This window comes from Alphaproteobacteria bacterium (assembly GCA_020638555.1).
Classification (GTDB): domain Bacteria; phylum Pseudomonadota; class Alphaproteobacteria; order Bin95; family Bin95; genus JACKII01.
This window is the reverse complement of sequence record JACKII010000004.1, coordinates 27,001-53,836: the sequence shown is the minus strand read 5'-3', so window position 1 is coordinate 53,836 and position 26,836 is coordinate 27,001. Positions and strand designations below refer to the sequence as shown.

At 67.6% G+C, this 26,836-nt stretch carries 26 protein-coding genes; 14 read left to right on the top strand and 12 right to left on the bottom strand.

The window, feature by feature from the left end:
- The first annotated feature begins 62 nt into the window (after positions 1 to 62).
- Both H6844_14225 and H6844_14220 read left to right on the top strand, forming a co-directional pair.
- Positions 63 to 977: a DMT family transporter gene (locus H6844_14225; GenBank protein MCB9930556.1), complete on the top strand. Its 915-nt coding sequence runs from the start codon at positions 63 to 65 to the stop codon at positions 975 to 977.
- Positions 978 to 997: 20 nt separating this feature from the next.
- Positions 998 to 1,600: a 2-hydroxychromene-2-carboxylate isomerase gene (locus H6844_14220; protein ID MCB9930555.1), complete on the top strand. Its 603-nt coding sequence runs from the start codon at positions 998 to 1,000 to the stop codon at positions 1,598 to 1,600.
- Here the strand turns inward: H6844_14220 and H6844_14215 are convergent.
- The 4 genes from H6844_14215 to H6844_14200 are packed head-to-tail and all read right to left on the bottom strand — an operon-like array spanning position 1,597 to position 3,956.
- Positions 1,597 to 2,481 (bottom strand): metal ABC transporter permease, encoded by an 885-nt coding sequence (locus H6844_14215; GenBank protein ID MCB9930554.1) that lies wholly within the window; start codon positions 2,479 to 2,481, stop codon positions 1,597 to 1,599. The genes H6844_14220 and H6844_14215 overlap by 4 nt on opposite strands.
- Positions 2,429 to 3,280 carry a metal ABC transporter ATP-binding protein gene (locus H6844_14210; protein MCB9930553.1) on the bottom strand — a complete coding sequence of 284 codons (852 nt, stop codon included), beginning with the start codon at positions 3,278 to 3,280 and terminating at the stop codon, positions 2,429 to 2,431. The genes H6844_14215 and H6844_14210 overlap by 53 nt, the downstream gene beginning before the upstream one ends.
- Complete coding sequence (locus H6844_14205; GenBank protein MCB9930552.1) at positions 3,271 to 3,660, bottom strand: cupin domain-containing protein; 390 nt, start codon at positions 3,658 to 3,660, stop codon at positions 3,271 to 3,273. The genes H6844_14210 and H6844_14205 overlap by 10 nt, the downstream gene beginning before the upstream one ends.
- Positions 3,657 to 3,956, bottom strand: coding sequence for a hypothetical protein (locus tag H6844_14200; GenBank protein ID MCB9930551.1), 300 nt, complete (start codon positions 3,954 to 3,956; stop codon positions 3,657 to 3,659). The genes H6844_14205 and H6844_14200 overlap by 4 nt, the downstream gene beginning before the upstream one ends.
- Before the next feature lie 78 nt (positions 3,957 to 4,034).
- Here H6844_14200 and H6844_14195 point away from each other — a divergent pair, with 78 nt between their 5' ends.
- Both H6844_14195 and H6844_14190 read left to right on the top strand, forming a co-directional pair.
- Positions 4,035 to 4,880: a VOC family protein gene (locus tag H6844_14195; protein ID MCB9930550.1), complete on the top strand. Its 846-nt coding sequence runs from the start codon at positions 4,035 to 4,037 to the stop codon at positions 4,878 to 4,880.
- Between the two features lie 121 nt (positions 4,881 to 5,001).
- The gene (locus H6844_14190) at positions 5,002 to 5,712 is read left to right on the top strand and encodes a VIT family protein (GenBank protein ID MCB9930549.1); all 711 of its coding nucleotides are present in this window, start codon (positions 5,002 to 5,004) and stop codon (positions 5,710 to 5,712) included.
- Positions 5,713 to 5,955: 243 nt separating this feature from the next.
- Here the strand turns inward: H6844_14190 and H6844_14185 are convergent, their stop codons facing one another.
- Positions 5,956 to 7,662, bottom strand: coding sequence for a thiamine pyrophosphate-requiring protein (locus H6844_14185; GenBank protein ID MCB9930548.1), 1,707 nt, complete (start codon positions 7,660 to 7,662; stop codon positions 5,956 to 5,958).
- A gap of 166 nt (positions 7,663 to 7,828) precedes the next feature.
- Here H6844_14185 and hemN point away from each other — a divergent pair, with 166 nt between their 5' ends.
- The 4 genes from hemN to H6844_14165 all read left to right on the top strand — a co-directional run bounded on the left by hemN (position 7,829) and on the right by H6844_14165 (position 12,638).
- Positions 7,829 to 9,178 carry an oxygen-independent coproporphyrinogen III oxidase gene (hemN, locus tag H6844_14180; GenBank protein ID MCB9930547.1) on the top strand — a complete coding sequence of 450 codons (1,350 nt, stop codon included), beginning with the start codon at positions 7,829 to 7,831 and terminating at the stop codon, positions 9,176 to 9,178.
- Positions 9,179 to 9,216: 38 nt separating this feature from the next.
- A complete protein-coding gene (locus H6844_14175) occupies positions 9,217 to 9,801 on the top strand; it encodes a hypothetical protein (protein ID MCB9930546.1) in 585 nt (194 codons plus the stop codon).
- Between the two features lie 76 nt (positions 9,802 to 9,877).
- Positions 9,878 to 11,302 carry an amidohydrolase family protein gene (locus H6844_14170; GenBank protein ID MCB9930545.1) on the top strand — a complete coding sequence of 475 codons (1,425 nt, stop codon included), beginning with the start codon at positions 9,878 to 9,880 and terminating at the stop codon, positions 11,300 to 11,302.
- A gap of 121 nt (positions 11,303 to 11,423) precedes the next feature.
- The gene (locus tag H6844_14165; protein MCB9930544.1) at positions 11,424 to 12,638 is read left to right on the top strand and encodes an acyl-CoA dehydrogenase family protein; all 1,215 of its coding nucleotides are present in this window, start codon (positions 11,424 to 11,426) and stop codon (positions 12,636 to 12,638) included.
- A gap of 563 nt (positions 12,639 to 13,201) precedes the next feature.
- Here the strand turns inward: H6844_14165 and H6844_14160 are convergent.
- From H6844_14160 to H6844_14145, 4 genes are all read right to left on the bottom strand, one after another.
- Positions 13,202 to 13,690 carry an isoprenylcysteine carboxylmethyltransferase family protein gene (locus tag H6844_14160; protein ID MCB9930543.1) on the bottom strand — a complete coding sequence of 163 codons (489 nt, stop codon included), beginning with the start codon at positions 13,688 to 13,690 and terminating at the stop codon, positions 13,202 to 13,204.
- Positions 13,691 to 13,702: 12 nt separating this feature from the next.
- Entirely contained in the window at positions 13,703 to 14,140 is a 438-nt protein-coding gene (locus H6844_14155) for an NUDIX hydrolase (protein ID MCB9930542.1), read from the bottom strand.
- 23 nt (positions 14,141 to 14,163) lie between these two features.
- Positions 14,164 to 15,342, bottom strand: coding sequence for an acetyl-CoA C-acetyltransferase (locus H6844_14150; GenBank protein MCB9930541.1), 1,179 nt, complete (start codon positions 15,340 to 15,342; stop codon positions 14,164 to 14,166).
- 86 nt (positions 15,343 to 15,428) lie between these two features.
- Complete coding sequence (locus tag H6844_14145) at positions 15,429 to 16,631, bottom strand: alpha/beta hydrolase (protein MCB9930540.1); 1,203 nt, start codon at positions 16,629 to 16,631, stop codon at positions 15,429 to 15,431.
- A 151-nt stretch (positions 16,632 to 16,782) separates the two neighbouring features.
- Here H6844_14145 and phaR point away from each other — a divergent pair, with 151 nt between their 5' ends.
- Positions 16,783 to 17,394 carry a polyhydroxyalkanoate synthesis repressor PhaR gene (gene phaR, locus H6844_14140; protein ID MCB9930539.1) on the top strand — a complete coding sequence of 204 codons (612 nt, stop codon included), beginning with the start codon at positions 16,783 to 16,785 and terminating at the stop codon, positions 17,392 to 17,394.
- A 113-nt stretch (positions 17,395 to 17,507) separates the two neighbouring features.
- Here phaR and H6844_14135 read toward each other — a convergent pair whose 3' ends face one another.
- Together H6844_14135 and H6844_14130 are read right to left on the bottom strand one after the other, a co-directional pair.
- Positions 17,508 to 17,906 carry a cytochrome c family protein gene (locus tag H6844_14135; GenBank protein ID MCB9930538.1) on the bottom strand — a complete coding sequence of 133 codons (399 nt, stop codon included), beginning with the start codon at positions 17,904 to 17,906 and terminating at the stop codon, positions 17,508 to 17,510.
- Positions 17,907 to 18,060: 154 nt separating this feature from the next.
- Complete coding sequence (locus H6844_14130; protein MCB9930537.1) at positions 18,061 to 18,441, bottom strand: global cell cycle regulator GcrA-like protein; 381 nt, start codon at positions 18,439 to 18,441, stop codon at positions 18,061 to 18,063.
- Between the two features lie 251 nt (positions 18,442 to 18,692).
- Here H6844_14130 and H6844_14125 point away from each other — a divergent pair, with 251 nt between their 5' ends.
- From H6844_14125 to H6844_14110, 4 genes are all read left to right on the top strand, one after another.
- On the top strand, positions 18,693 to 20,042 hold the full coding sequence (locus tag H6844_14125) for an aspartate aminotransferase family protein (GenBank protein ID MCB9930536.1): 1,350 nt from the start codon (positions 18,693 to 18,695) through the stop codon (positions 20,040 to 20,042).
- A 244-nt stretch (positions 20,043 to 20,286) separates the two neighbouring features.
- Complete coding sequence (locus H6844_14120; protein ID MCB9930535.1) at positions 20,287 to 21,984, top strand: bifunctional diguanylate cyclase/phosphodiesterase; 1,698 nt, start codon at positions 20,287 to 20,289, stop codon at positions 21,982 to 21,984.
- 87 nt (positions 21,985 to 22,071) lie between these two features.
- Entirely contained in the window at positions 22,072 to 23,310 is a 1,239-nt protein-coding gene (locus H6844_14115; GenBank protein ID MCB9930534.1) for an AMP-binding protein, read from the top strand.
- The gene (locus H6844_14110; protein ID MCB9930533.1) at positions 23,303 to 24,055 is read left to right on the top strand and encodes an SDR family oxidoreductase; all 753 of its coding nucleotides are present in this window, start codon (positions 23,303 to 23,305) and stop codon (positions 24,053 to 24,055) included. Before H6844_14115 ends, H6844_14110 begins: the two co-directional genes overlap by 8 nt.
- Positions 24,056 to 24,084: 29 nt before the next feature.
- On the opposite strand, the gene H6844_14105 is transcribed toward H6844_14110, so the two are convergent.
- Positions 24,085 to 26,118 (bottom strand): thioredoxin family protein, encoded by a 2,034-nt coding sequence (locus tag H6844_14105; protein MCB9930532.1) that lies wholly within the window; start codon positions 26,116 to 26,118, stop codon positions 24,085 to 24,087.
- A 142-nt stretch (positions 26,119 to 26,260) separates the two neighbouring features.
- On the opposite strand from H6844_14105, the gene H6844_14100 reads away from it, so the two are divergent.
- Positions 26,261 to 26,836 carry a YqgE/AlgH family protein gene (locus H6844_14100; GenBank protein ID MCB9930531.1) on the top strand — a complete coding sequence of 192 codons (576 nt, stop codon included), beginning with the start codon at positions 26,261 to 26,263 and terminating at the stop codon, positions 26,834 to 26,836.

Here is a 26,836-nt window from a genome sequence, read left to right as displayed (position 1 = left end):
CGACGCGGCGCTCCGCCTAGACTGCGGGTTCCTGTTCCATCCTTCCGATAAGTTTTCCCGCAATGTTCGAACTTTGGGTGCCGGTCACCATCGGGGCCGCCTTCCTGCAGAATGTGCGTTCTGCGATCCAGAAGCACCTCAAGGGCCGCCTGTCCACGACCGGCGCCACGTTTGTGCGCTTCGGTTTCGGCATGCCGGTGGCCATCGCCTATGTGCTGATCCTGCACTATGTCTTTCACCTGCCCTGGCCGGAGCCGAATGCCACGTTCGCCGGCTATGTGGTGCTGGGCGGCCTGACGCAGATCCTGGCGACCTTCCTGCTGGTCTACCTGTTCGGCCTGCGCAACTTCGCGGTCGGGACCGCCTATTCCAAGACCGAGGCCATCCAGGCAGCCGTGTTCGGCTTCGTCATTCTGGGCGATCCGCTGTCGATGGGGGCCGGTGTCGCCATCATCATCGGCTTTGCCGGCGTGGTGATGATTTCGGTGGCCCATACCGCCCTGACGGCGGGCTCGCTGGTGGCCGCCACCTTCTCGCGCACGGCGCTGATCGGCCTGTTGAGCGGCGCGCTGTTCGGCGTCTCCGCCGTCGGCTATCGCGGCGGGTCGCTGGCCATCGGCGGCGGGCCGGACGGGTTTTTGATGCAGGCCGGCTTCACCCTGATGTGGGCCACGATCTTCCAGACCATCATCATGCTCGCCTATATGCGCTGGAAAGAGCCGGGTCAGACGCTGGCGGTGGCGCGGGCCTGGCGGCCGGCCAGCCTGGTGGGCCTCGCCGGCGTGCTGGGCTCGGTCTGCTGGTTCACGGCGATGACGATCCAGAGCGTCGCCTATGTGCGCTCGCTGGGGCAGATCGAGCTGATCTTCACATTCGCCTCGTCCTACTTCATCTTCAAGGAACGCCCGAACAAGGCGGAGACGTTCGGTGTCATCCTGATCGCGGTCGGCATCGTCGTTCTGCTGCAATCGAAATAGGCTGCCGGAGGATCGCGCCCATGAGCGACAAGAAAATCGACTATTATTTCTGCCTGAACTCCCCCTGGGTTTATCTCTCCCAGCACCGGCTGGAGGCGATTGCGGAGAAGGCGGGCGCGCGCATCCGCTACTGGCCCGTCGACCTGCGCGAGATGATGATCCGCCTGCTGGGCGAGGAAGAGGCGCCGGCGCGCAGCGAACTGCACCGCAAATACGGCAAGCGCGAAATGCAGCGCTGGGCGGAATTCTATCGCCTGCCGCTGTCGGAAAAGCCGCAATTCTACCCGGTGAGCCAGCGCCGCGCCGCGCTGATGACGGTCGCCTGCGACCGGCTCGGCATGGACACGGGCAAGCTGGTGTTCGCCCTGCCGCAGGCGGTGTGGGCAGAGGATCGCAACATCAACGACTGGCGCGAACTGGAAGCCATCGCCAACGAGGCGGGCTTGCCGGGCGATATCCTGGTGCAGGCGGCACAGGACCCGCTGACCGAGGACGAATTCCTGCAGAACACCGAAGACGCCCTGAAGCGCGACGTGTTCGGCATCCCGTCCTATGTCGTCGACGGCGAATTGTTCTGGGGTCAGGACCGGCTCGACTGGGTCGAGCGGGCGCTGGCGGCCTAGGCCGGCTGCACTTGGCGGCCGGCAGCGAGGCTCACGGCGAACAGCAGTGTCGCGGCCAGGACGATGGCCGGGCCGGCGGGCGCGTCCCAGAGGAAGGACGCGAGCAGGCCCAGGGCGACCGCGGTGGCGCCGATGCCGGCGGCAATGGCCGCCATGGCCTCCGGCGAACGGGCGACGGTGCGGGCGGCCGCGGCAGGGATCACCAGCAACGCACCGATCAGCAACACGCCGACCACCTTGACCGCCAGCGCCACCGTCAGGGCCAGCAGCAGCAATAGCGCCAGGTTCAGGCGGGCGATCGGTACGCCCTCGACCGCGGCCAGTTCCGCGTCGGTCGTGGCCGCGATCAGCGGCCGCCAGAGCCAGGCCAGAGCCGCAAGGACGATCAACCCGCCGCCATAGATCCAGGCGAGATCCGCCGTGCCCACCGCGAGCACGTCGCCGAACAGCGCGCCGACCAGGTCCAGCCGGACGCCCGGCAGCACGCTGGCTGCCACCATGCCCGCCGCCAGCAGGCTGGGAGCGAGGATGCCCAGCAATGTGTCGCTGGCGAGCCGGCCCCAGCGTTCCAATAGTGCCAGCACCAGGGCAAACACCACGGCGAAGCTCAGAACCGCTATTCCGGGCGCAATGCCCAGGGCGATGCCGAAGGCGAGCCCCAGCAGGGCGGAATGGGCCAGCGCGTCGCCGAAAAAGGCCAACCCGCGCCAGACCACGAAGCAGCCGAGCGGGGCCGCCACCAGTGCGACGCCGATGCCGGCCGCAAGCGCGTAGAGAAAGAAGGTATCGAACACGGGTCGGGATGTCCGAGATCGGAGGAAAGGGGGGTCAGCCGTGCGGGCGGTCGTGCCGGTCCGGCGCGTGATCGTGCCCGCACTCATGGTCATGCGCGTGGTCATGGGCATGATCGTGGGCATGATCGTGGGTCGGGTCGTGCCGGTAGACCGCCAGCGCCGCCGCCGCATCGCCGAACAGGCGGCGAAAGGCCGGGTCGCTGGCAACGCTCGCCGGCGTGCCGACACAGCACACATGGCCATTCAGGCACACGACGCGGTCGGTCGCCGCCATGACCAGGTGCAGGTCGTGCGACGACAGCACCACGCCCAGCCCGCGTTCGCGCCGCAGCCGGTCGATGAGCTGGTAGAGCTGGGCCTGGCCGATCAGGTCCACACCCTGGGCCGGCTCGTCCAGCAGCAGCAGGTCCGGCCGGCGCAGCAAGGCACGGGCCAGGGCCACCCGCTGGAACTCGCCGCCCGAAAGCCCGTGGATCGAGGCCTTGCGCAGCCCCTCGGCCCCGACCTCGGCCAGCGCGGCCTCGACGGCCGCCCGGTCGGTCTTGCCGCCCAGCGCCAGGAAGCGGGCGACCGAGAGCGGCAGGCTGGTGCGGATCTTGGCCTTTTGCGGCACGTAGCCGATGCGCAGGCCGTCCCGCCGCCGCACGCTGCCACTGTCCGGCGTGACCAGACCGCCCAGCAGGCGAATGAGGGTGGTCTTGCCGCTGCCATTCGGGCCGATCAGGGTGACGACCTCGCCGCTGCGCACCGCCAGATCGACGTGCTCCAGCACCATGGTGCCGCCATAGCGAATGCTGACATCCCGCGCCTCGACCAACGGTTGTGCCGTCGGCAGCGAGTGCAGGTCGGCCGGCTGGCTGTGAACGGTGTAGGGTTTCAGGTCCATGTTTTCTTCGGCGGCGACTTGATTTCGATCTGCACCGAGTCTTCCAATGCCTCGTGATAGTGGGGCACGCCGGCCGGGTGGATCCAGGTGTCGCCCGGATTGGCGATGAACTCCTCGCCGGCGATGACGACGCGCACCTTGCCTTTGACCAGATAACAGATCGACTCGTGATCGGGGTGGGCGTGTTCGGGGTCGATCAGGCCCTTTTCGCGATGGGCCTCCAGGAACACCATGTCCTGGCCGACCATCAGCGGCTTGATCGAGAGATGGTGTCCGCCCTGGCTTTCGGGCATGCCCTCCAGCGCCTTCACCGGCTCGGCCGGAATGGAAGCGTTGGCGACGAAATAGCGGTCGGTTTTCGGAAGCGTGCGTGTGGTCATAGGCCTACCTGACGTCGGGGCGGGTGGCGGGGGTCGGTCGCGGCGAGAACGCGGTGCAGCCGCCGGGGCAGGCGGCGGCCGGCGCGGCGCATGCTGCGGTGAAACCGGGGCGAGCGCGCCCGGGCGTTGCGCACCTGACCCGCCACCCAGTCGCTGTTGCCGATCAGCAGCACGAGGCCGACCGCAATCGACAGCAGGCCGAACGGAATCGGGAAGGGCAGTGAGGCCAGGCCGGCACAAACCATCACGAATCCGACGATCCGCAACACCAGGCGGCGCAGCGCGTTGCGTTTCATTCCCAAAGCCGGTTTGCTGCGGGCCATCGACTCGCCTAAACTCCAAAGACAAGCCTATATTATGGGGAGAAACCCGTCATGAGCCAAGCGATTCTCGGGCTCGATCATGCTGTCATCGCGGTCAAGGACCTGGAGGCCGCGCGCGCCGTTTACGAGCGCCTGGGCTTCACCCATGTGCCCATGGGCGACCACCAAAACCGGGCCACCGCAAACTACTGCATCATGTTTCCGGGCACCTATCTGGAACTGCTGGGCATGAACCAGCCGGAACTCCCGGACTTCGGTTTCAAGGAGTTTCTGGCCACCCGCGGCGAGGGGTTTCAGCGCCTGGCCAACGGGACCGCGGATGCCGACCGAATTGCGGCCGAACTGACCGAACGCGGCCTGGAAATTCAGGGGCCGATCCTGCTGGAGCGGCCGCAGGACGAGCCGAAGGGCATGGTGACCTTCCACAATGTCATGATCCCGAAGGAGCAGACGGCCGGCATCTGGACCTTTTTCTGCTGCCATCGCACGCCCGACCTGATGCGCACGCCGGCCTGGCTCAGCCACGCCAACGGCGCCGTCGCGCTCGCGTCGGTGACGGCGATTGTCAGCGATCTGGACGCGACGCGTGCGGGGCTGGCAAAGGTCTATGGCGCCGACCGGGTGCAGCCGGCCGACCATGGCCTGACCGTCGCACTGCCGAAAGGCCGGATCGACGCGGTGCAGCCCGAGGCGTTCGCCCGCCTGCATCCGGGTGCCGAGCTTCCGGTGGGGCCGCTGCCGCGCTGGTATGCGATGCGGATTGCGGTTTCGGATCCGGCGGCGACAGCCGCACACCTGAAACGCCAGGGCATCGCGGCGGAGCCACTGGCGGATGGCGGCTTGCGGGTGCGGCCGGCCGATGCCTGTGGCGTGCTGATGGAGTTTGTCCCCGCCTGACGCCCGTCTCCGCCTTTGGTCGCCCGGCGCATTCACCGCCTTGGCTTCGGTGGCCTATCCTTCTATTCGCTCGTCAGGCCGTTCTGCGACAGGGCCGGTCGTCCGCGCGAAGATCCAAGGAATGTTAGCCGTGGCACATCATGCGTTGGAGCGCGAACACCATTTCGTGCATCGGGTCGGCTGGCTGCGGGCGGCGGTGCTGGGGGCCAATGACGGCATCGTCTCGACCGCCAGCCTCATCGTCGGCGTGGCCGCGGCAGAGCCAGACCGGGCAACGATCCTGATCGCCGGCGTTGCGGGGCTGGTTGCCGGCGCCATGTCGATGGCGGCCGGCGAGTATGTCTCCGTCAGCTCGCAGTCGGATACGGAGCGGGCGGACCTGGAAACCGAACGGACCGCCCTGGAAACCGCGCCGCAGGCCGAGCTGGAGGAGCTGGCGCAAATCTATGCCGCGCGCGGTGTGGAGATCGGTCTTGCGCGCGAGGTGTCGGCCCAGTTGATGGATCACGACGCCTTGGGCGCCCATGCACGCGATGAACTCGGCATTTCCGAGATCATCACCTTTCGGCCGATCCAGGCGGCCCTGACCTCGGCCGCGACCTTTTCCATCGGCGCGGTCCTGCCGCTCGCCGCCGTGGCGATTGCGCCGATGACGAGCGCCATTCCGGTGGTGGCGGTGGCGTCTCTCGCCAGCCTGGCTTCGCTGGGCGCGGTCTCGGCCTGGGCCGGCGGCGCCAGTCCGCTGAAGGCGGCCGTGCGGGTGACCCTCTGGGGCGTGCTGGCCATGGCGGCCACCGCGGGAATCGGCGCGCTGGTAGGCAAGGTGGTCTGAGCCAGACGCGCGACGGATTCACGGCGGCTTCCGGCCGAAGATGAACAATCGTTGACAAAACCGTGTCGAAATATGCGGAAAATGCGATTTTTCACCCAATTGGGCGATGTTTCGCCGCACCGGTTCGCTTACAACCATACCCAACCCGGGGGCAAAAATCGGCAGCAGCCGAAGGTTGGGGGCAACCGGGGGCAATGAGGGGGCGCACTGCCTGCGGTGCGGCCCCTTTTGCCGTCTCGCGCCCTATGGCAGGCGCACGGCGATATCGAGCAACGCCGGCTGACCGGCTTTCATCGCGGCCTTGGCGCGCTCCAGGGCCGCCGGGAGGTCCTGGCCGTCCAGCACCTGCTCGCCGTGGGCGCGGCTGGCCTTGGCGATGGCTGCGAAGTCCGGCGAGGGGCGAAGCGAGGTCAGCGGCATGACGTTCGCCTTCGACGCGTCGCCGTCCGGATACATGTTGAGCGCCGCCCGGCGCACCGCATTCCAGATGCCATTGTTGAAGACGCAGATCAGCAGCGGCAGGTCCAGCGCCTCGGCGATCTGATGGGCCGCCACGGGGTTGGCGAACATGTGGCTGCCATCGCCGACGCAGGCGACCACCGCCTCGCCCGGCTTGGCGAGCTGGACCCCCATTCCCGCCGGCACGCCCCAGCCCAGGCCGCCGGACATGGCGTGGCTCAGATACTGGCCGGGCCGCTGGATGTCGACCGCCGCCGGGTTCAGTGCCAGTTCCGAGACATAGGTCGCCTCCGGTCCGAACGCCCTGTTGATGCAGAGCGTGGCGTAAAACGGGTGCATGGGCGAGCCGCCGCCGCTCTCGGCAATGGCCATCACCGCCTGCCGCGCCTTGGCGTGGGCGGCGGTGAGCGTCTCCCTGCGGGCGACGACGGCGGCGCTGTTCGGCGCCAGCCGGTCGGCGAGGGCGGCGTGCAGGTCGGCCAGGGTCAGCGCCACATCGCCGGCCAGCGACAGGTCGCTGGGGTAGCCGCGCACCGGAATTTTCGAGACCAGCGGGTCGGCGCCCAGTTGGATCACCCGGCAATCGTCGGCCAGGTCCGTGTGGGCGGGGATCCAGGGCACCATGCTGTCGATCACCAGGATCGCATCGGCCGCGGCGACGGCGGCTGAAGGGGCGAAGCCGGCATGCATGGGGTGGTTGGTCGGGAAACTCGGCCGGATGCTCCAATGCTCGCCGACGGGCAGGGCGAAGGCCTCCGCCAACCCGACCAGCGCCTGCCAGGCGGCCGCATCGGTGCCGGAGCGCTGGCAGAGAATCAGCGGCCGCTTCGCATTGGCCAGGTTGTCGGCGGCCTGTTCGACCGCGCTTGCCGCCGGACGGGTGAGGGTGGCGGCGGAGAGGCGCCGCCTCGGCAGCGGCTGACCCTCCGGCCAGGCTTCGCCCAGCACCTCGCGCGCCAGCGACAGATAGACCGGCCCCTGCGGCGCGCTCTCGGCAATGGCCAGCGCCCGGTCGAGAAGGGCGGGGATCTGGTCGCCATAGCGGGCATCGTAGTCCCACTTGGTCGCCTCGCGCACCATGCCGGCCTGGTCGCGCATTTCCTGGCCCCAATGAATGCCGGCGTCGCGGCGGCCGTCGCGGCCGGCCTCGGTCAGGGGCGTGCGACCGGAGAACAGCAGCATCGGCACCTGATCGCTACAGGCGTTCAGCAGACCCATAATGCCGTTGGCGAGGCCGACATTGGTGTGCAGCATCACCGCCTGCGGCTTGCCCGTCACCATGGTGACGCCATAGGCCATGCCCATGGCCACCGTCTCGTGCGCGCAGGGGATGGGCCGGGGCAGGTCCCAGCCCTGGAGCGCGCCATGGGCATAGCCCTCGATGAGGGGCGCGAAATCGGTGCCGGGATTGGCGAAGAAATGATCGACGCCCGCCTGTTTCAGGCAGAGCAGAAAGGCCTCGGCAGCGGTGCGGGGCGTGGGGGCGGTCATGGCATTCCTCTTGGCAAACCCGGCTTCTCGGCCGACCGGGGGCGCTACACTGGCGCGGCAGGGCCGGGCATGCAAGCGCAAGCATTCGGACCGGGGCGCCGCCGTGCCGCGCGATGGCCCAATTTGCCGCTTTGCCAAGGGCATCGTGGCGGCCTAGGTGAAAGATATGGTCAGCGTCCTTTCCCAATACGCGGCGCGCGCCGTGCCGCGCTATACCAGCTACCCGACCGCGCCGCATTTTCGGCCCGACCTGGGGGCGGAGACCTATGCCGGCTGGCTGGAGCGCCTGGACCCGACCGAGCCGGTCTCGCTCTATCTGCACGTGCCGTTCTGCCGGCAGCTTTGCTGGTATTGCGGTTGCAACATGAAGCTCGCGACCCGCGCCGCGCCGATTGCCCGCTATTGCGACAGCCTGATCGCCGAACTCGACCTGGTGGCCGCACGGCTGCCGGGGCGCTTCCGCATCTCGCACCTGCATTTCGGCGGCGGCACGCCGACCGCGCTGGAGCCCAGCGACCTCGCCCGGGTGATGGCAACGGTGCGCCGCCGGTTCGACTTCGCCGAGGACGCCGAGATCGCCCTGGAGGGCGACCCGCGCACGCTCTCCGATGAGATGATCGCAACCGTGGGCCGGCTGGGCTTCACCCGTGCCAGTTTCGGCGTGCAGGAGTTCGACCCCAAGGTTCAGGCCGCGATCAATCGCATCCAGCCGCCGGACATGGTGCGCCGCGCGGTCGAAGGGCTGCGGGCGGCCGGGGTCGCCAGTGTCAATTTCGACCTGATCTACGGCCTGCCGCACCAGACCGCGGCGAGCCTGCTGCAAACCATCGCCGAATGCGTCGCCATGCGTCCGGACCGGATCGCGCTGTTCGGCTATGCCCATGTGCCTTGGATGGCCAAGAAGCAACGCCTGATCGACGAGGCCGCCCTACCGGGCTCGACGGCGCGCATCGAGCAAGCCACGGCCGCGGCCGAAGCCCTGGTTGCGGCCGGCTACGAGGCCATCGGCCTGGACCATTTCGCCCTGCCGGCGGACGATCTGGCCGTGGCGGCGGCGGCAGGGCGCCTGCGGCGGAACTTCCAGGGCTATACCACCGACCAGGCGAACGCCCTGCTGGGCGTCGGCGCCACCTCCATCGGCCGGACGCCGTTCGGCTATGTGCAGAACATCGCCGAGACCGGCGCCTGGGCGCGAGCGGTGGGCGAGGGGCGCTTCCCGATCGGCAAGGGCCACGCCTATCGCGGCGACGAACCGTTGCGCGCCCATGTGATCGAAGAACTGATGTGCCAGGGCCATATCGACTTGGCCGCGGCCCGCGCCCGCTACGGTGCCCCGCCGGACGCGCTCGCCGATGCCGACGCGGCGCTGGCCGACATGGCGCGGGACGGGCTGATTGTCGTCGACGGCGACCGGCTGACGCTGACGCCCGCCGGCAAGCCCTTGGTGCGTGTGGTGGCCGCTGCGTTCGACACCTATCTGCAACAGGCCGCCGCCCGGCACTCGGTCGCGGTTTGAGGCCCATGGCGGCGCGTTCGCGCTAGGGGCCCGATGCCATGCCCGTCGAACAGCCTCCCTACCGGATCGTCGACGGTGTGGCGCTGATCGAGGTGCGGCTCGACAATTTGAGCCGCCTGTTCAACACGCTCGACCCGTCCCCGTTCAGCAGCCGCGATCTCGACGCCAGCGCCGAGGATTATCTGGTCGGCGCCGTCGAGGAACTGCATCGCCAGCACCCGGTGCGGCTCCGCTTTACCGTCGCCGGCGCCTCGGAAGAGGCGGCGGAACAGGTGAAATCCGCGGTCCACCACTATTTCGCCTACCGGCGCTGGGCGATGGACCGGCGCATCCGCGCCCTGTTCCGCGAGGGGCGGCTGGCGCTGGCCATTGGGCTGGCGTTTCTGATCGGCTGCCTGACCCTCAGCCGGATCGTGGTGGGCCTGGACCTGGGCATTGTCGGCCGCATTCTGTCGGAAGGCCTGTTCATTTGCAGTTGGGTGGCCATGTGGCGGCCCATCGAGATATTCCTGTTCCAATGGTGGCCGCTCGCCAGCCGCAAGCGTGTCTTCGCCACGCTGGCCGCCATCCCGATCGAGGTGGCGCAGGCGGAGCCCGACCGACCGCGCCCCCCGGCCGGCTGATCGGTCTTGCGCTGACCGCACAGCCGCGCGACACTTCCCTCCCATCGGTCCTTTTTCTGGTGGAGTGTCAGGCCTCATGTTCGATCTCATCCTTCGTGGCGGTACCGCGGTGACACCGCAGGGTGTCGGCGTTTATGACGTGGCCATCAAGGGTCAGCAGATCGCCGCCGTTACGGCGCCGGGCGTGGTTCCGGACGACCAGGCCGCGCGGGTCAAGGATGTTGCGGGCAAGATCGTCATTCCGGGCGGTATCGACCCGCACGTGCATTGCGCCTGGCACATGCCATTGCCGGATGGCTCGGCCGTGACCAGCGGGCCGCCGGAGGATGTGAGCCGGGCGGCGCTCTGGGGCGGCACCACCACCATCATCGACTTCGCCGCGCGCATGGACCCGAAACCGCTGACCCAGGTGATCGCCGAGCGCGACCGGCAATGGGTCGATCAGTGCTATTGCGACTATGCCTATCACCTGATGCTGCTGGGCGATATCGAGCCGGAGACGCTGGCGGAGCTGCCGCCGTTGCTGGAGGGCGGCTATCCGACGGTGAAGATTTTCAGCACCAACATCACGCCGTCGCGCCAGGGGCGGATGGTGCATTTCGGCGATCTCTGGGAGTTGTTCAAGGTCCTGACCGCCAATAACGGCCTGGGCGTGATCCATGCCGAGGACAACGATATCGTCATGCACATGTACGAGAAGTTGTTCCGCGAGGGCCGCACCAGCTTCCACAACCTGGCCGAGGTGCACAACCAGCTCTCCGAGGATCTGAGCTTCCGCCGCGTCATCCGCCTGGCGGAGTCGGAGCGAACCCCGCTCTATTTCATGCACGTCTCGGCTGGGACAGGCGTCAAGGCGATCCGCGAGGCGCGGGCGAAGGGGCAGGCGATCTATGGCGAAAGCCTGCACCAGTACATGTGCTACACGCAGGAGGACTACAAACGCCCGAACGGGCAGATGTTCCACACCTACCCTTCGCTGAAGACCCAGGCGGACCAGGACGAGATCTGGCGCGGCACGCTCGACGGGGCGATCAACTGCGTGGCAACCGACGAGATCTGCTGCAATCTCAACATGAAGACCATCGGCAGCGGCATCGACGACACCACCGGCGGCAATGCCGGCTGCGAGCCGCGGGTGGGCGTCATGTACCACCAATGCGTGACCAAGCGCGGCTACTCGCTGGAGCGGTTCGTGGACATGGTCTCGACCAACGCGGCCAAGATCATGGGCCTGTACCCGCAGAAGGGCGCGATTGCGGCGGGTTCCGACGCCGATATCTGCGTTCTGGACCCGGGCGTCCGCGGCACCGTCCGCGCCGAAAACCTGCATGAGACCGACTACACCCCGTGGGAGGGACACCCTGTCACCGCCTGGCCCTGCATGACCCTGCTGCGCGGCAAGGTGATGGTCGAGGACGGCGCGTTCCACGGCGCGCTGTCGGACGGCAAATACATCCCGCGCGCCGTGCCGAAGAGCATCAGGGAAGCGCCGGCGCTGTAGCACCAACACCTTTCATCCCGAGTAGCGCCACAGGCGCGTATCGAGGGACGCCGGATGCCAGAACCGATCCTTCGATACGCCGGCTACTCAGGATGAAGCGGAGGATAACAGGAGAACCGCCATGGACCTCGCCTTTGCCCCCGAAGACGCCGAATTCCGCGAGCACGTCCGCACCTTCCTGCGCGAGAGGCTCCCTGACCGCCTGCGCTACAAGGTCGAGAATGGCGTCGAGCAGCAATACGCGGACATGCTGGAATGGCACAAAATCCTCGCGGGCCAGGGCTGGGTCGCGCCGAACTGGCCCAAGGAATACGGCGGTCCCGGCTGGTCGCTGACCCAGAAATACATTTTCGACGAGGAATGCGGCATCGCCGGCGCGCCGCGCATCGTCTCGTTCGGCATCAACATGTGCGGGCCGGTGCTGATGCGCTACGGCACCGAGGAACAGAAGCGCGCCCACCTGCCGCCGATGCTGGCCGGCGAGAAGATCTGGTGCCAGGGCTATAGCGAGCCGGGCGCCGGCTCCGACCTCGCCAGCCTCAAGACCGAGGCGGTGCGCGATGGCGACCACTATGTGGTGAACGGCTCGAAGATCTGGACCACCAAGGCGCACTGGGCCGACTGGGTGTTCCTGCTGGTGCGCACCGGCAAGTTTGAGAAACGGCAGCAGGGCATTTCGTTCCTGCTGGTCGACCTGAAGACGCCGGGCATCGAGATCCGGCCGATCTACCTGCTGGACGGCCTGCACGAGACCAACCAGGTCTTCTATACCGACGTGCGCGTGCCGGTGGAAAACCTGGTCGGCGTCGAGAACGAGGGCTGGGGCATCGGCAAATACCTGCTGGCGCACGAGCGCATGGGCGGCGGCTCGCTTGGCCAGCACAAGGCGCTGCTGCGCCAGCTGAAGCACATCGCGAGCCTGGAGGGCTCTGGCGGCGCAGCGCCGCTGCTGGAAGACGCGGCCTTCGCGCGCGAGGTCGCCAGCATCGAGGTGGAACTCGGCACGCTGGAGGCGTTCAACCTCCGCGCCATCGACCGGGTGAGCCGGGCCGGCGAACTGGGCGGCCAGACGCTCGGGACCGAGGCGAACCTGTTCAAGATCCGCAACACCGAGATTCAACAGCGCCTGACCGAGTTGAAGGTGCACGCGCTCGGCTATTACGCGCACCCCTATGTGTTCGGCGCCCTGACCCAGGGTTGGAACGAGCCGCCGGTCGGCGCCGAGTACGCCAACGGCGCCTCACCCGCCTATTTCCACTTCCGCAAGACCTCGATCTATTCCGGTTCGAACGAGATCCAGCACAACATCATCGCCAAGGCGCAGTTGGGGTTGTAGCGCCGGTATGATGCCGAAGGCGGGAAACCTCCGACCCTCTGCAGCGCCTCCCTCGCTTGCCCGGATGTGATCCGGGGTCCATGCCTGCACCTCGGAAAGCCCGGACTTTGCGGGGTCGTCTCCGGCATGGGCTCCCGCCTGCGCGGGAGAGAGGGGAGGAGGGAACCAAGTGCCGGGATCGCCACCATGGGCAATCTGCCCAAGGTCGAGAATTGGGCCCTCCGCACCGCCTTCCTAGCTTCCCCGGACGCGATCCGGGGTCCATGCCTGAGTGCTTCTGGCAAAGCCCGGACTTTGTGGGATCGTCTCCGGCATGGGCTCCCGCCTGCGCGGGAGAGAGAGGAGAGGGAACCAAGCGGCCGGGATCGCCACCATGGGCAATCTGCCCAAGGTCGAGAATTGGGACCTCTGCACCGCCTTCCTCGCTTCCCCGGACTTGATCCGGGGTCCCCGGCTGAGAGCCCATCACAGAGTTGGAGCCCGCGGGGAACGCTCAGGCATGGGTCCCAAATCAAGTTTGGGACGGAGGGGAGTGGAGAAAGGTCCAGTCTACGCCGCGGCTATCAAACATACCGCTTCGTCGCCTGCTTGTAGGCCCGATACGCCTCGCCGAACTTGGCTTCCATATAGGCTTCCTCGCGCAGCACCACGCCCCAGTGCATCAGCGGGACGATGACGACCAGCGCCAGCAGCACCGCCGGCGCGTCCAGAACGCCGGCAAGGCCGATCTGGGCGACGGCGAGCGCCACATACATCGGGTTGCGCGTCGCGCGGTAGGGGCCGTCGGTCACCAGGGCGGTCGCCGGTTGGTGCGGCGGGATGTTGGTGCCGGCGCGGCGGAAGCACCAGGCGGCCCAAACCGCCAGCAGGCCGGCCGCGGCCACCAGCAACCAGCCGATGCCGAGCGCCCGGCCGACGCCGAAGCTCCAGCCCCACCAGATATTGCAGGCATAGCCCGCCAGAAACCCCACGGCATGGATCACCGGCGGCAGCGCGACGATGTCCGGGCTGTCCGGGTCGCGCTTCCAGATGTCGAGCATGCCCATGACCATGGCGGAATCTCCCTAGTCCAGCCCCAGCAACCGTCGGGATTCACGGATGACGCGGGCGGTTTCGCTCCAGTTCAGGCGGCGGAGGGCGTCCTCAAAGGGCACGAACTCCGCGTTCATGGCGTCGTCGCCGGCCACCGCATCGCCCGCCACCCAGGTGGCGGCAAAGTCGGTCAGGGTGAAGTGGATCAGAATGCGCCCGGCGCTGTCGCGGCGGATCGTGTCGATCACGTCGACAATGGGGCCGAGGCGGATGGTGACGCCGGTCTCCTCCATCACCTCGCGCACTGCGGCCTCACGCACGGTCTCGCCCAGATCGTGCGAGCCGCCGGGAATGCTCCATTCGCCGCGGCGGGGCTCCTTGCCGCGTTGAATCAGCAAAACGTGGTCGCCTTTCCAGACGACCACGCCAACCGCCGACCAGGGGCGGGAAGGGTAGGTGCGGTCACTCATGCGACCGCACTATAGGGCCGGGATCAGTCGCGCGCCACGCACATGGCCACACCCATGCCGCCGCCGATGCACAGCGTCGCGAGGCCTTTCTTGGCATCGCGCTTCTGCATCTCGAACAGCAGCGTGGTCAGCACGCGCGCGCCGGAGGCACCGATCGGGTGGCCGAGGGCGATGGCGCCGCCGTTGACGTTCAGCTTCTCCGGGTCGAAGCCCAGGTCCTTGCCGACCGCCAGCGCCTGGGCGGCGAAGGCCTCGTTCGCTTCGATCAGGTCCAGGTCATCGGCCGTCCAGCCGGCCAGCGCCAGCGCGCGGCGGGTGGCGGGGATCGGGCCGGTGCCCATCAACGCCGGGTCGACGCCGGCCTGGGCGAAGGAGACAATGCGGGCCAGCCCCTGCACGCCGCGCTTTTCCGCCTCCGCCGCGCTCATCATCACCAGCGCCGCGGCGCCGTCATTGATGCCGGAGGCATTGCCGGCGGTCACCGAGCCATCCTTGGTGAAGGCCGGGCGCAGCTTGGCGAGCGCCTCCACGGTGGTGCCGTGGCGCGGAAACTCGTCGGCGGCGACGACGGTCTCGCCCTTGCGGGTCTTGATGGTGACCGGCACGATCTCGTCGTTGAAACGGCCGGCTTTCATCGCCGCTTCCGCCTTGTTCTGGCTGCCGCACGCGAAGGCGTCCTGCTCCTCGCGGCTGATCTGGTATTTCTCGGCCACGTTCTCCGCGGTGTTGCCCATGTGATAGCCGTTGAAGGCATCCCAGAGGCCGTCCCGGATCATGGTGTCGACCATGGACGTGTCGCCCATCTTGGTGCCGGTGCGCAGATAGGTGGCATGCGGCGCCTGGCTCATGCTCTCCTGGCCGCCGGCGACGACGATGCTGCTGTCGCCCGCGCGGATCGCCTGGGCGGCGAGCCCGACCGCTTTCAGGCCGGAGCCGCAGACATGGTTGATGGTGTAGGCCGGCACCATGTCCGGCAGGCCGGCGCGGATCGAGGCCTGGCGGGCGGGGTTCTGGCCCTGGCCGGCGGTCAGCACATGGCCGAGAATCACCTCCGACACGTCCTCCGGCGCGACGCCGGCGCGCGACAGCGCTTCCTTCACGGCAATGGTGCCAAGCTCGGCCGGAGCCAGCGAGGACAGGCCGCCGCCGAAGGTTCCAATCGGGGTGCGGGCAGCATGGGCGATAACGACATCGGTACTCATAGGCACTTCTCCCTCCCGGGGACGGTGGAACGGTGACCTCGACGGTACGGCATCATGTTGCAGTGCACAATGCGCGACTCGCCGCGCTACCGGGCGTCGGTCGCAATGGTCTTCTGCAACCAGTGCAGCAGCGGCTGCCAGGCCGTATCCGGCGCCCTGCGACTGGATACCATGCCGATATGGCCCGCGTCGACGGTGATCGATTCGGCCCGCGGCAGGACGGCGGCCAGGGCGGCGGCGCTGGCGGGCGGCACGATCCGGTCGCGGCGGGGCAGCATGACGAAGGCGGGGTGTGGCAGGGCCTCCGGCGTTACCGTGCGCCCCTCGATCGACCAGCGCCCCTGGGCGGGCGCGTTCTGGCCGTACCATTCGCCCAAAAGCGTGCGCGCAATCGGGGCGGCCAGCGGCAGGCCGTCGTTCAGCCAGTCCTCCAGCGCCACGAAGCGGGTGGCCTCGGTCGAGGCCGGGTCGATTTCGGCAAAGCGCAGGAATTTCTCGATCACCTGGAATGGGTCGATGGCATAGAACAGCGTCTGCACCGCATCGACCGGCATCCGTCCGATCAGTTGCAGCACCGGCTCGATCAGGGCCAGCGCCTGCCCCGCCGACCGGGCCAGCCGGCAATGGCCGGCATGGAAGTCCCAGGGCGTTGCCATGAACACCAGGGCTGCCACGTCCTCGGGCCGCCGGCCGGCCAGCGCGAGCGTCAACAACCCGCCCAGGCAATAGCCGAGCAGCACGGCCGGGCGGCCGGTCGCAGCCCGCACCGCCGCCAGGGCGGGTTCCAGCTTGGCCGTGATGCAGTCTTCGACCGTGACCGGAGTCGCGGAGTGCGTGAACCCGTCCCACGCCACCAGCAGCGGCCGATAGCCCGCATCGGCCAGGAAGCGGACGAAGCTCTGGTCTTCGTGCAGGTCCAGGATGTAGTGGCGGTTGATCAGCGAGGGCACGATCAGAAGCGGCGGCGCTGCCGGATTGTCCGGATGGCCGTAGTCAAGTAGTCGCAGCCCCTCGCGCTGCCAGAGCACCGGCGGCTCGGCGACCATGCGGCGATAGGGGTGGGTCTGATAGGCGGCGATGCCGGTGACCAGACGCTGGTAGCGATTGGTCGCAAGTTCGATCATGGTCGGCAATTCGACCGCCGGATCGGTGCCGCGCAGCGCACTCACCCACAGCGCGGCCGGCAGGGCGGCGCTGCTCCATGTCATTGCCGCAGTGCCGAGATGCAGCCACAGCGGGCGTGGGCCAACGCGGAGAGGACGGGGCGGTTCGGTCGGTCGGGCGGCCATGATTCAACTAGTTGCGCCATCGCGACCGCGGGCGCAATGCGGTGCATGGATTTTTGGCACTCTTGAGGGGCGGGGCCAAGACGGGTATTGAAGAATTGTGCAGATGCTCAATGCACTTCTGCGGACGAGCGGCACCCAGGAGGCCATGTTTATGCCCCAGAAACGCCCGAAGAGCGATTCGGCATCGGATGACGTCATTATCAAGAAATACGCCAACCGGCGGCTCTACAACACATCGACCAGCAGTTACGTGACGCTCGAAGATTTGCGCAAGATGGTGCAGGAGGACATCAATTTCCGGGTCATCGATGCCAAGACGCATGAGGATCTGACCCGTTCCGTGCTGACCCAGATCATCGTCGAGGAGGAAAGTCGCGGCCAGAACCTGCTGCCGATCAGCTTCCTGCGTCAGATCATTGCCATGTACGAAGACAATATGCGCTGGACGCTGCCGCAATATCTCGAAACGGCGATGGGCTGGTATGCCCGGCACCAGCAGGAGGTGCAGCGCCAGGTCAGCTCGTCTTTCGGCGGAATGATGCCGCCGGCCCTGGAAGAGATGCAGCGCCAGCAACTGGCCCTGTTCGATCAGGCCGTGCGCATGTTCAGCCCCGGTGCCGGCGCGGGCGGCAATGCCACCAAGCCACCGGAACCGCCGCCTGCGCCGAAAGCGGAGGGGGGCGAAGAAATCGCCGACCTGCGCGAGCGCATCGCGGCCTTGCAACACGCCGTCGAAACCCTCGCCAAGAAGGGCGAGGGTTAAGCCGTCGGGCCGTTTCAAACTCGGGCCGTTTCAAAGGAGAGCGGCGCCGGATCCGGAAGGATCGGGCGCCGCTCTCGGGCCTCTGCCGGAATGCGCCGGCCGACGGTGGAAGGCTATTGCGCCTGCGAACCGTCCGCGGCGAACTGCTTCAGATAGGCGACCAGGTCGTCGCGCTGCTGGTCGTTGGCCAGGCCGGGGAACGGCATGCGCCCGTGCGGAATCATGGCCTTCGGTTTCTTGATATAGGCGTTCAGCTTGTCAGCGTCCCAGACGCCGCCGGCCTCGCCCATTTCCTTCAATTCCTTCGAATAGTGAAAGCCCTCGACCGAGCCCATCGGTCGGCCGACAATGCCGTTCAGTTCCGGACCCACGCGCGTTTTCGCGTTCGGCCCGATCATGTGACACGACTTGCACTTGTTGAAGACGGACTTGCCCTTGTCCGGATCGCCCGCATGAGCAACGCCGGCGGAAAGCACAAGGCCCGCCAGGGCCGCTGCCAGTATCGTACGCATCGCAATATCCTTTGTCTGGGAACAGACGGTTGCTACGACGGTATTGCTAGCAGATTTGTCGGCCTGCAACCTTGCGACGGTTCGAACCTGCGGCGGACTGACAAGCACTGACAAGGACTTCGAACGGGCAGGGGCCTCGAAAAAAAACGGTCGCCTAAGCGACCGCCTCCTTCACCGCCTTTTCCGTCGCCGCAGTTGCTTCCGCCTCGTTGCGGTAGTGGGTATAGGCGACGGCGCAATGCTCGGCGCAGTAGGGTCGGCCGGGGACGACCGCCGATCCGCAGAAATGGAAATCCGCCTTGGTCGGATCGCCGACGGGCCAGGCGCAACTGCGCGGCGTGGAGAGCGCCGGGCTGGTGGCGACCAGGCGCGGGCCTTTCTGGCGCTCGCCCCGTTTTGGCGGCAGTCCCAGCCGGTAGGCCTTGCCGATGACCGCGTTCTTGGAGACCCCGAGCTTGCGTCCGATCTGTGCGGCCGTGTGCGGCTCCGACCAAAGCTTGCGCAACTCGGCGACTTGAGTGTCTGTCCAACTCATCGCGGTGACCTCCAGGGTTTGCGGACGGCCGCTATATCTAGCGACCTGACGCCGCAAAGCTACGAGATGCTGCGCAAGCTTGCCAGCCCTTCTCTACCCTTGGTGGTCAGATATCTGTGGAAATCTAGATATTGTGCCGGTATTCGGCGGGTTCCGGCTCTGAGATTGTCGCACCCGGCACCCGTTCCGGCCGCGCGAAGCGTGTGATAGCTTCCGTTTCAATTAAACCGATTCGGCCAGAGGAGATAACCATGGTTGCCGAGACTGTTACCGCTGCGTCAATCGCGCACGCCAACACCAACGACCTCGACCCCTGGTTCATGCCCTTCACGGCCAACCGCTCGTTCAAGAAGGCGCCGCGCCTGCTGGTGAGCGCCGAAGGCATGTACTACACCGCCAAGGACGGACGCCAGATCCTGGACGCCTCGGCCGGGCTGTGGTGTGTCAATGCCGGCCACGGCCGCAAGAAAATCGTCGAGGCGGTGCAGGCCCAGGTCGCCACCATGGATTTCGCGCCGACCTTCCAGATGGGGCATCCGGCGGCGTTCGAACTGGCCTCGCGCGTCGCGGCGCTGGCGCCCGAGGGGCTCGAGTCGGTGTTCTTTGCCAACAGCGGCTCGGAAGCCGTGGATACCGCTCTCAAAATCGCCCTGGCCTATCACCGCGCGCGCGGCGAGGGGCAGCGGGTGCGGTTCGTCGGGCGTGAGCGCGGCTATCACGGCATCGGCTTCGGCGGCATCTCGGTCGGCGGGATCAGCGCCAACCGGAAAATGTTCGGCGCGATGCTGCCCTATGTCGACCACCTGCCGCACACCCACAACCTGAAGGAAATGGCATTCAGCCAGGGCCAGCCGGATTGGGGCGCGCATCTGGCCGACGACCTGGAGCGCATCTGCGCCCTGCACGACCCGTCCACCATCGCCGCCGTCATCGTCGAGCCGGTGGCGGGCTCCACCGGCGTGCTGGTGCCGCCGAAGGGCTATCTGGAGCGGCTGCGGGCGATCACCGAAAAGCACGGCATCCTGTTGATTTTCGACGAGGTCATCACGGGCTTCGGCCGGCTCGGCAAGGCGTTTGCCAGCGAGTATTTCGGCATCACCCCCGACATGATGACCATCGCCAAGGGCCTGACCAACGCCACCGTCCCGGCCTCCGGCGTGGTGCTGAAGCGCGAGATCTACGACGCGATGATGCAGGGGCCGGAATGGGCGGTCGAGTTCGCCCACGGCTACACCTATTCCGCCCACCCCCTGGCGGTGGCGGCCGGTCTGGCGACGCTGGACGTCTACAAGGAAGAGGACCTGTTCAACCGCGGCAACGATCTGGTCCCGGTGCTACAGGATGCGGTGCACAGCCTGAAGGGCGAGCCGCACGTCATCGACATCCGCAATATCGGCCTGATGGCCGCGGTCGAACTGGCCCCGGCCGAGGGCGCGCCGGGCAAGCGCGGCTACGATGCCTTCCTCAAAGCCTATGAGGCGGGCGTCTATATTCGTCTCGCCGGCGACGTGTTGGCCTTCTCGCCGCCGCTGATCGCCGAGCCCAGCCATATCGAAGTGATGGTGGAAACCCTGCGCAAGGTGTTGCGCACGCTGGATTAAGACGGGTTCCCCGAACGGCCGAGCCGGTTCGCGGCCGGCCGTTCACCTTTTCCGCTAACGCCACTTTAAACGGACCGTCCGTACAACGGAGCCGGATGGACGCAGGCGACATTGGCTTTCCTCGCGTTCCATCTGAGCCATCTCGGTTAACTCCCTGACTTATCAGCAGATTGCCGGATGACATGAAGCCCGATGCGCAGTCGCCGGCGCATGGGCACCTGGCTCTACCAGTAGGGATGGTCCCATGTGCGCTCAGCCGACTGTCAACGCCGCCGCTCCGTCCGCCCTGGCTCGCTATCGCTGGGATCCGGCCAGCGACCGATTGGAGTGGCCCGACCTGCCGGACGGCTGGCGCGACTGGCTGCCCGATCCGATGCCGGAGCGTGGCCGGGAGTTCTGGGCGTTGCTGCCGGCCGACGAACAGGCGCGGCGGGCCGAGGTCGCGGACCGCTCCAGCGTCGACGAGATGCCGGTGTTCAGCCGCTTCCCCCTCGCCACCGCTGCGGGGCCGATCTGGGTGCGCGAGCGCCTGGCGCCAGCGGACGACGCCGGGGTGCTGGAAGGTGAGCTGGCCGTCCTGAGCGAGGGCGAGGCCGAGCTGGCGGCGCGCGACGGCAATGCCGGCTACGATCCGCTGACCGGCTGCTTTTCCCGCCGCCGCCTCATCGAAGGGCTCAAGCTGGCGGTGGAGAATGCGCTGAACGCGGGCGGCAGCGGCGCTTATCTGGTGGTCGACATCGACCAGTTCGGCATGCTCAACCATGCCTATGGCCACCGCACCGGCGATGGCGTGCTCGTTGCGGTGGCGGAACGGCTCTATCAGTTGCTGGGGGCCGGCGTTCAACTCGGTCGGGCCGGCGGCGACAGTTTCGGTATTGTCGTCGGCGGCGCGAACGAGGACAGCGCCCTGGCACTGGCCGAGCGTATGGTGCGCTCGTTCGCGGACCAACCCCTGGCCGATCGCGACCGGTTGCTGCTGACGGTTTCGGTCGGGGCGGTGGTGTTTCCGGCCGCGGCCTGTAGCGCCGAAGAGGCCATGGCCCGCGCCGACCTCACCCTGGCGGGCGCCAAGGCGCGGGGCCGCAACCAGTTCGAACTCTATGCCCTCTCCGCCGACCAGCGGGCGGTCCATCGGCGCGACCTCGCCCTGGTGGCACGGGTGCAACAGGCGGTGCAGACGCGGCGGCTCACCTTCGCCTACCAGCCCGTGGTGCGCTCCAACGATCATCGCCCGGCCTTCTACGAGTGCCTGTTGCGCATTCGCACTCCGAACGATTTCCTGATCGCCGCGGCGCAGTTCATCCCTTTGGTCGAGGATATGGGGCTAATCCGTGAAATCGATCATTTCGTTTTGGAACAGTCGATTAAAGAGCTTTCTTCCGATAGGCACGTCACATTGGCGATCAATGTTTCCGGGCATACCACCGGCGATGCCGCCTGGCTGCGGCGGCTGCAATTGCTGAGCCATGCCACGCCGGGCATCATGCGCCGCCTGATCGTGGAGATCACCGAAACCGCCGCCATCCGCGATCTGGAGACCACCCAGCACTTCGTCGAGACGGTGCGCTCGACCGGGGCGCGGGTGGCATTGGATGACTTCGGCGCGGGCACGACCTCGTTCCGGCACTTGAAGGACCTGCCCGTCGATATCGTCAAGATCGACGGGCTGTTTACCGGCCGCCTCGCCGAGCAACCCGAAAACCTCCTGTTCTTCAAGGCTCTGCTGGGGCTTGCCCAGGGATGCGGGTTCGAGACCGTGGCCGAATGTGCCGAAACCGCCCAGGACGCCATGCTGTTGGCAGCCTCCGGGGTGACCTATCTGCAAGGCTATCATTTCGCGAAGCCGGAACTGACCCGCCTGAAGGGAGACCCCGTGCTGCCATTGGGGGCGCCGGAGTCGGTCGACCTTCCCCCCGTCGGCGGGTTGCGCTTCGTTTCCTGACCACGTCGCTCGCGTGTTCGCTGGCGGGTGCGAAGCCTAGCCGCTACACTCCGCACCGACCGATGCGTTGCCCGGAGGAAGCGGCCGATGAGCGAATTTTTCGACACTTACGAGATTCAACCGCCGGAGGTGCGGGAGGCCGCCTTGCTGGCGGAACTGCCCCGCCAGATTGCGCACGCTCAGGAAAAGACGCCGTATTTCCGGGAGTTGCTGAAGAATGTGCAGGCAGCGGATATCACCGGCCGCGAGGCGCTGGCACAACTCCCCGTCACCTACAAGTCCGACCTGATCGAGGCGCAGGCGGCGAACCGGCCGTTCGGCGGCATGAACGCGCTGCCGCCGGGCGACATGCTTCACCTGTTCCTCTCGCCCGGCCCGATTGCGGAGCCGGAGGGCCGCAGCCATGACTGGTGGCGCGGTGCGCGCTCGCTGTTCGCGGCGGGCTTCCGCAAGGGCGACACACTCATCAACACGTTCAGCTATCATTTCACGCCGGCGGGCCTGCTGACCGACAGTGCGGCGCGCGCGCTGGGCTGCGCCGTGTTTCCGGGCGGCGTCGGCCAGACCGACCGGCAGGTGGAGGCGATCCACTGGTATGGCATCAACGGCTTCATGGGCACGCCCGACTTCCTGAAGATCATCATGGACAAGGCGGACGAACTGGGCGTCGACATTTCCAGCATGACCAAGGCGCTGGTCGGCGCCGGCGCGCTGCCGCCTTCGCTGCGGCAGGAGATCATCGGCCGCGGCGTCTCTTGCGTGCAGAATTACGGCACCGCCGACCTCGGCATCGTCGCTTACGAGAGCCAGGCGATGGAGGGCATGATCCTCTCCGAAGGCATGATCGTCGAGATCGTCCGCCCCGGTACCGGCGAGCCCGTGGCCGAAGGCGAGGTGGGCGAGGTGGTCGTCACCCAGATCTGGAACAAGGATTATCCGCTGATCCGGTTTGCCACCGGTGACCTCTCCGCCATGCTGCCCGGCGTTTCGCCCTGCGGCCGCACGGCGCCGCGCATCAAGGGCTGGATGGGGCGTGCCGATCAGTCGACCAAGGTTCGTGGCATGTTCGTCCGTCCGAACCAGGTCGCCAACGTGGTCAAGCAGCACCCGCAGGTGCAGCGGGCGCGGATCGTGATCGGCAATGTCGACCGTCGCGACACCATGGTTTTCAAGGCCGAGGTCGAGAGCCGGCCCGAGGGTCTGGCCGACGCCATTGCCAAGACCATCGACGCCGAAATCCGCATTCGGGCCGAGGTGGAGTTGGTCGCCGTCGGCTCGCTGCCGAACGACGGCAAGGTGATCGAGGATACCCGCACCTATGAGTGAGTCCCTGGCTGGCCGGGTGGCCATTGTCACCGGCGCACAGCAGGGCATCGGCGCCGCCATTGCCCGCGCCTTCGGCCGGGCCGGAGCGAAGCTGGTGGTGAACTGGCTCGACGACCGGGCGGGTGCGGAGGCGGTTGCCGCCGACGTGCGCGCCGCCGGCAGCGAGGCGGTGCTGGTACAGGGCTCGGTCACGGACCGGGCCGCCATCGACGCCCTGCTGGAGGCGGCGGAGACGCTGGGCGGCGTCTCGATCCTGGTGAACAACGCGGCGGTGTTTCCGCGCACGCCCTTCCTCGATCTGACCGAGGCGGACTGGGACGGGGTGCTGAACGTCAACCTGCGCGGCGGCTTCGTCATGGCGCAGGCGGCGGCAAGGCGGATGGTGGCGGCGGGGCGTCCCGGTGCCATCGTCAACCTGTCATCCGGCGCGGCCTATCGCGGCTCGCCCCGCGGCACGCATTATGTGGCCAGCAAGGCCGGAGTGCTGGGGCTGACCCGCGGCATGGCCCAGGAACTGGCCGAGCATCGCATTCGCGTCAACGCCATCGCTCCCGGCCTCACCGACACCGCGCAACCGCGTTTCGGCATGACCGAGGTGGAGATTGCCGCCAAGGGGGCCAGCATGCCGCTGGGCCTGGTGGAGGCAGCGGACATCGCCGATGCGGCGGTGTTCCTGGCGAGCGACGCGGCCCGGCGCATCACCGGCCAGGTGCTGCACGTGAACAGCGGCGACTATCTGGGCTGACGGCCGGGGCGCAGTCGTGGTCGGTCGCCTCAGCGTGCCGCGGCGCCGATGGCGTCCATCACGGCGCCTTCCGTCAGCAGTTCCGGCAGGGGGATGCCGTTCGGTGCCTTGGGTCCGTAGACGGCGTTGAACGGGATGCCATAGCGCCCGAAACTGGCCAGATACGCCTGGATGGCGGCATCGGGCCGGGTCCAGTCGGCTTTCAGCGCCGCCACCTTGCCGCTGGCGAGGATCGCCGCCACCTCGCCGCGGTTCAGCACCGCTGCCTTGTTCGCCTGGCAGGTGATGCACCAGTCCGCCGTCACGTCGACCAGCACGGTTTTTCCGTCCGCCACCAGGGAAGCCAGCCTGTCCTGGCTGAACGGCTGCCAGACGCCCGTCGTCTTTGCGGCCGTGTCTGCGGGATGAGCCGAAGGCAGGGCGGCCGGCAGGGCAACGCCCGCCAGCAGCATCAGCACGGCCCCCGGCAGCCGCCAGCGGGCGGCCACCTGCCAGAGCCAGACCAGCATCACCACCGCCACCCCGGCCAGCACCGCAGCAGCGACCACGCCGTTCAGCGCCAGCAGGATGGTACCGAGCCAGACCGCGGTCGCCGCCAGCGCCACGCCCAGCACCGCGCGCAGCCGCACCATCCAGCGGCCGGGCTTGGGCAAGCGCGTGGCAAAGCGCGGCCAGACGGCAATGGCCAGATAGGGCAGGGCGAGGCCCACGCCCATCGCCAGAAAAATCGCCAGCGTCTCCACCCAGCCGCGCGCCAGTGCGAAGGCGACCGCGGTGCCGACGAACGGAGCCGAGCAGGGGGTGGCCAGCAATGTGGCGAACAGCCCGGTCGCGAACGCGCCGCCCTGGCCATGGCCGAGGCGTCCGAACGCCGCCGGCATCGGCACCTCGAACAGGCCCCAGAGATTGGCCGCGAACAGCACGCAGACCAGCGCCATGAAGGCGATGAACCAGGCTTCCTGGAACTGCATGCCCCAGCCAACCGCCACGCCGGCCTCCCGCAGGCCGATGGCGCCGGCGGCCAGCAGGCCGAAGCTCACCAGGATTCCCGCCGCCGTCGCAAGGAAGCTGGCACGGGCCGCGCCATGCTCGCCGCCGCCGTGTTTGACCAGGCTCAGCACCTTGATCGAGAGCACGGGCAGGACGCAGGGCATAAGGTTCAGGATCAACCCACCGGCCAGCGCAACCAGCAGGATCAGGCCCCAGTCGCCGACGCCGGTGTCGGGCGCGCCGCCCGCGGCCACCGTCACCGTCTGTTCAAAGGCGTGTTGGCCGTCGGTCACGGTCACGGTGACGGGCGTGGCGACCAGGGCCTTGGGATCGGTGTCGGCGTAGAGCACCGGCAGCCGCAGGCGCGTCGGACCCAGCCGTTCCGGCGCACCGAAGGCAAAGGCGTCGTCGGCGGCCTCGACAAAGGCGTCGGGCTGTTGCAGCGGCGCGCCGGTTTGCAGGTCCAGCCACCAGCGTTTGCCTTGGCCCGGCTCCAGGCGGGCGCTGGTCAGCGCCATGCCCGCCACGGCCGGCCCCGGAATCCGCCCCCGCGCCTGGTCCAGCGCAAACGCCTCGGCACTGGGCGCGGCGGGGCCGGCCGGCAGGGTCAGGCTCAGGTCGGCGTGCTGGGGAATGCAGATATCGCTACAGGTCAGGTAGTCGAGGCTGAGGCGGGCCACCATGGCCTCGCCGACCCGCTCGGGCGTGACGGTCAGCGGATAAATGACGTGCTTTTCATAGCCGACGCTGTCGATGCCCAGAATCTGGAACCGCTTCGGCGCCGGCCAGGAAATCTCCGCCCCCGCCAGATTGTCCGACTTCGCCCAGTCCAGCCGCGGCGGGTAGCCGCCTTCGCCTGGCGAGCGCCAATAGGTCTTCCAGCCCGGTTGCAACGCGATTTCCAGGCCCAGACGGAGGTGATCCTGCTCTCCCACCGCCGTGGTGGCCGAGACCAGCCGTGCCCGCGCCTCCGCGCTGCTGGCCCAGTCCGACGCCGCCGCCCAGGCCCGCCCGCCGACAGGCGGGAACGCGGCGAGCAGGGCAATCAGGAGGATGGCAAAACGCAGAGGCATGGCAACGAGTCCGGTCATTCGTCGGTCTGGGGACTTGGGCATAAACATAAGGTCGGGCAGGCTCAGGTCATCCCGTACTCACGACAATTTGCGGTACCGGCTCGCTCTTGCGATGGCGGGGCGAGCCGCCTAACTTCAGGCCATGTCGAAATCCAAATCCGCTTCCGACGCCTCGCTGACCGGCCGCTTTCTCATCGCGATGCCGCACATGGGCGACCCGCGTTTCGCCCGGTCGGTGGTCTTTCTTTGCGCCCATGGCGATGAAGGGGCAATGGGACTCATCGTCAACAAGGAAGCCGAAAACATCACCTTCAATGAATTGCTGGAGCAATTGGAGATCGAGCCGCCGCCCGGCGACATGCTGACGGTGCAAAACGGTGGCCCGGTCGAGAGCGGGCGCGGCTTCGTGCTGCACAGTCGCGACTATTTCCAGGAAGGCTCGGTCCGCGTCACCGACGACGTGATCCTGACCGCCACGGTGGAGGTGTTGCGCTCCATCGCCGGCGGGGAGGGGCCGCGCCGGCGGCTGTTGGCCCTCGGCTATGCCGGTTGGGGCCAGGGGCAGTTGGAAAGCGAAATCCAGGCCAATGGCTGGCTCGTGTCTGACGCCGACGACGACATCCTGTTCAGCCCGGACCTGGAGACCAAATGGACCCGGGCGCTCGCCAAGCTGGGTGTCGACCCGGCCGCCCTCTCCGGCGTGGCGGGCCGGGCTTAG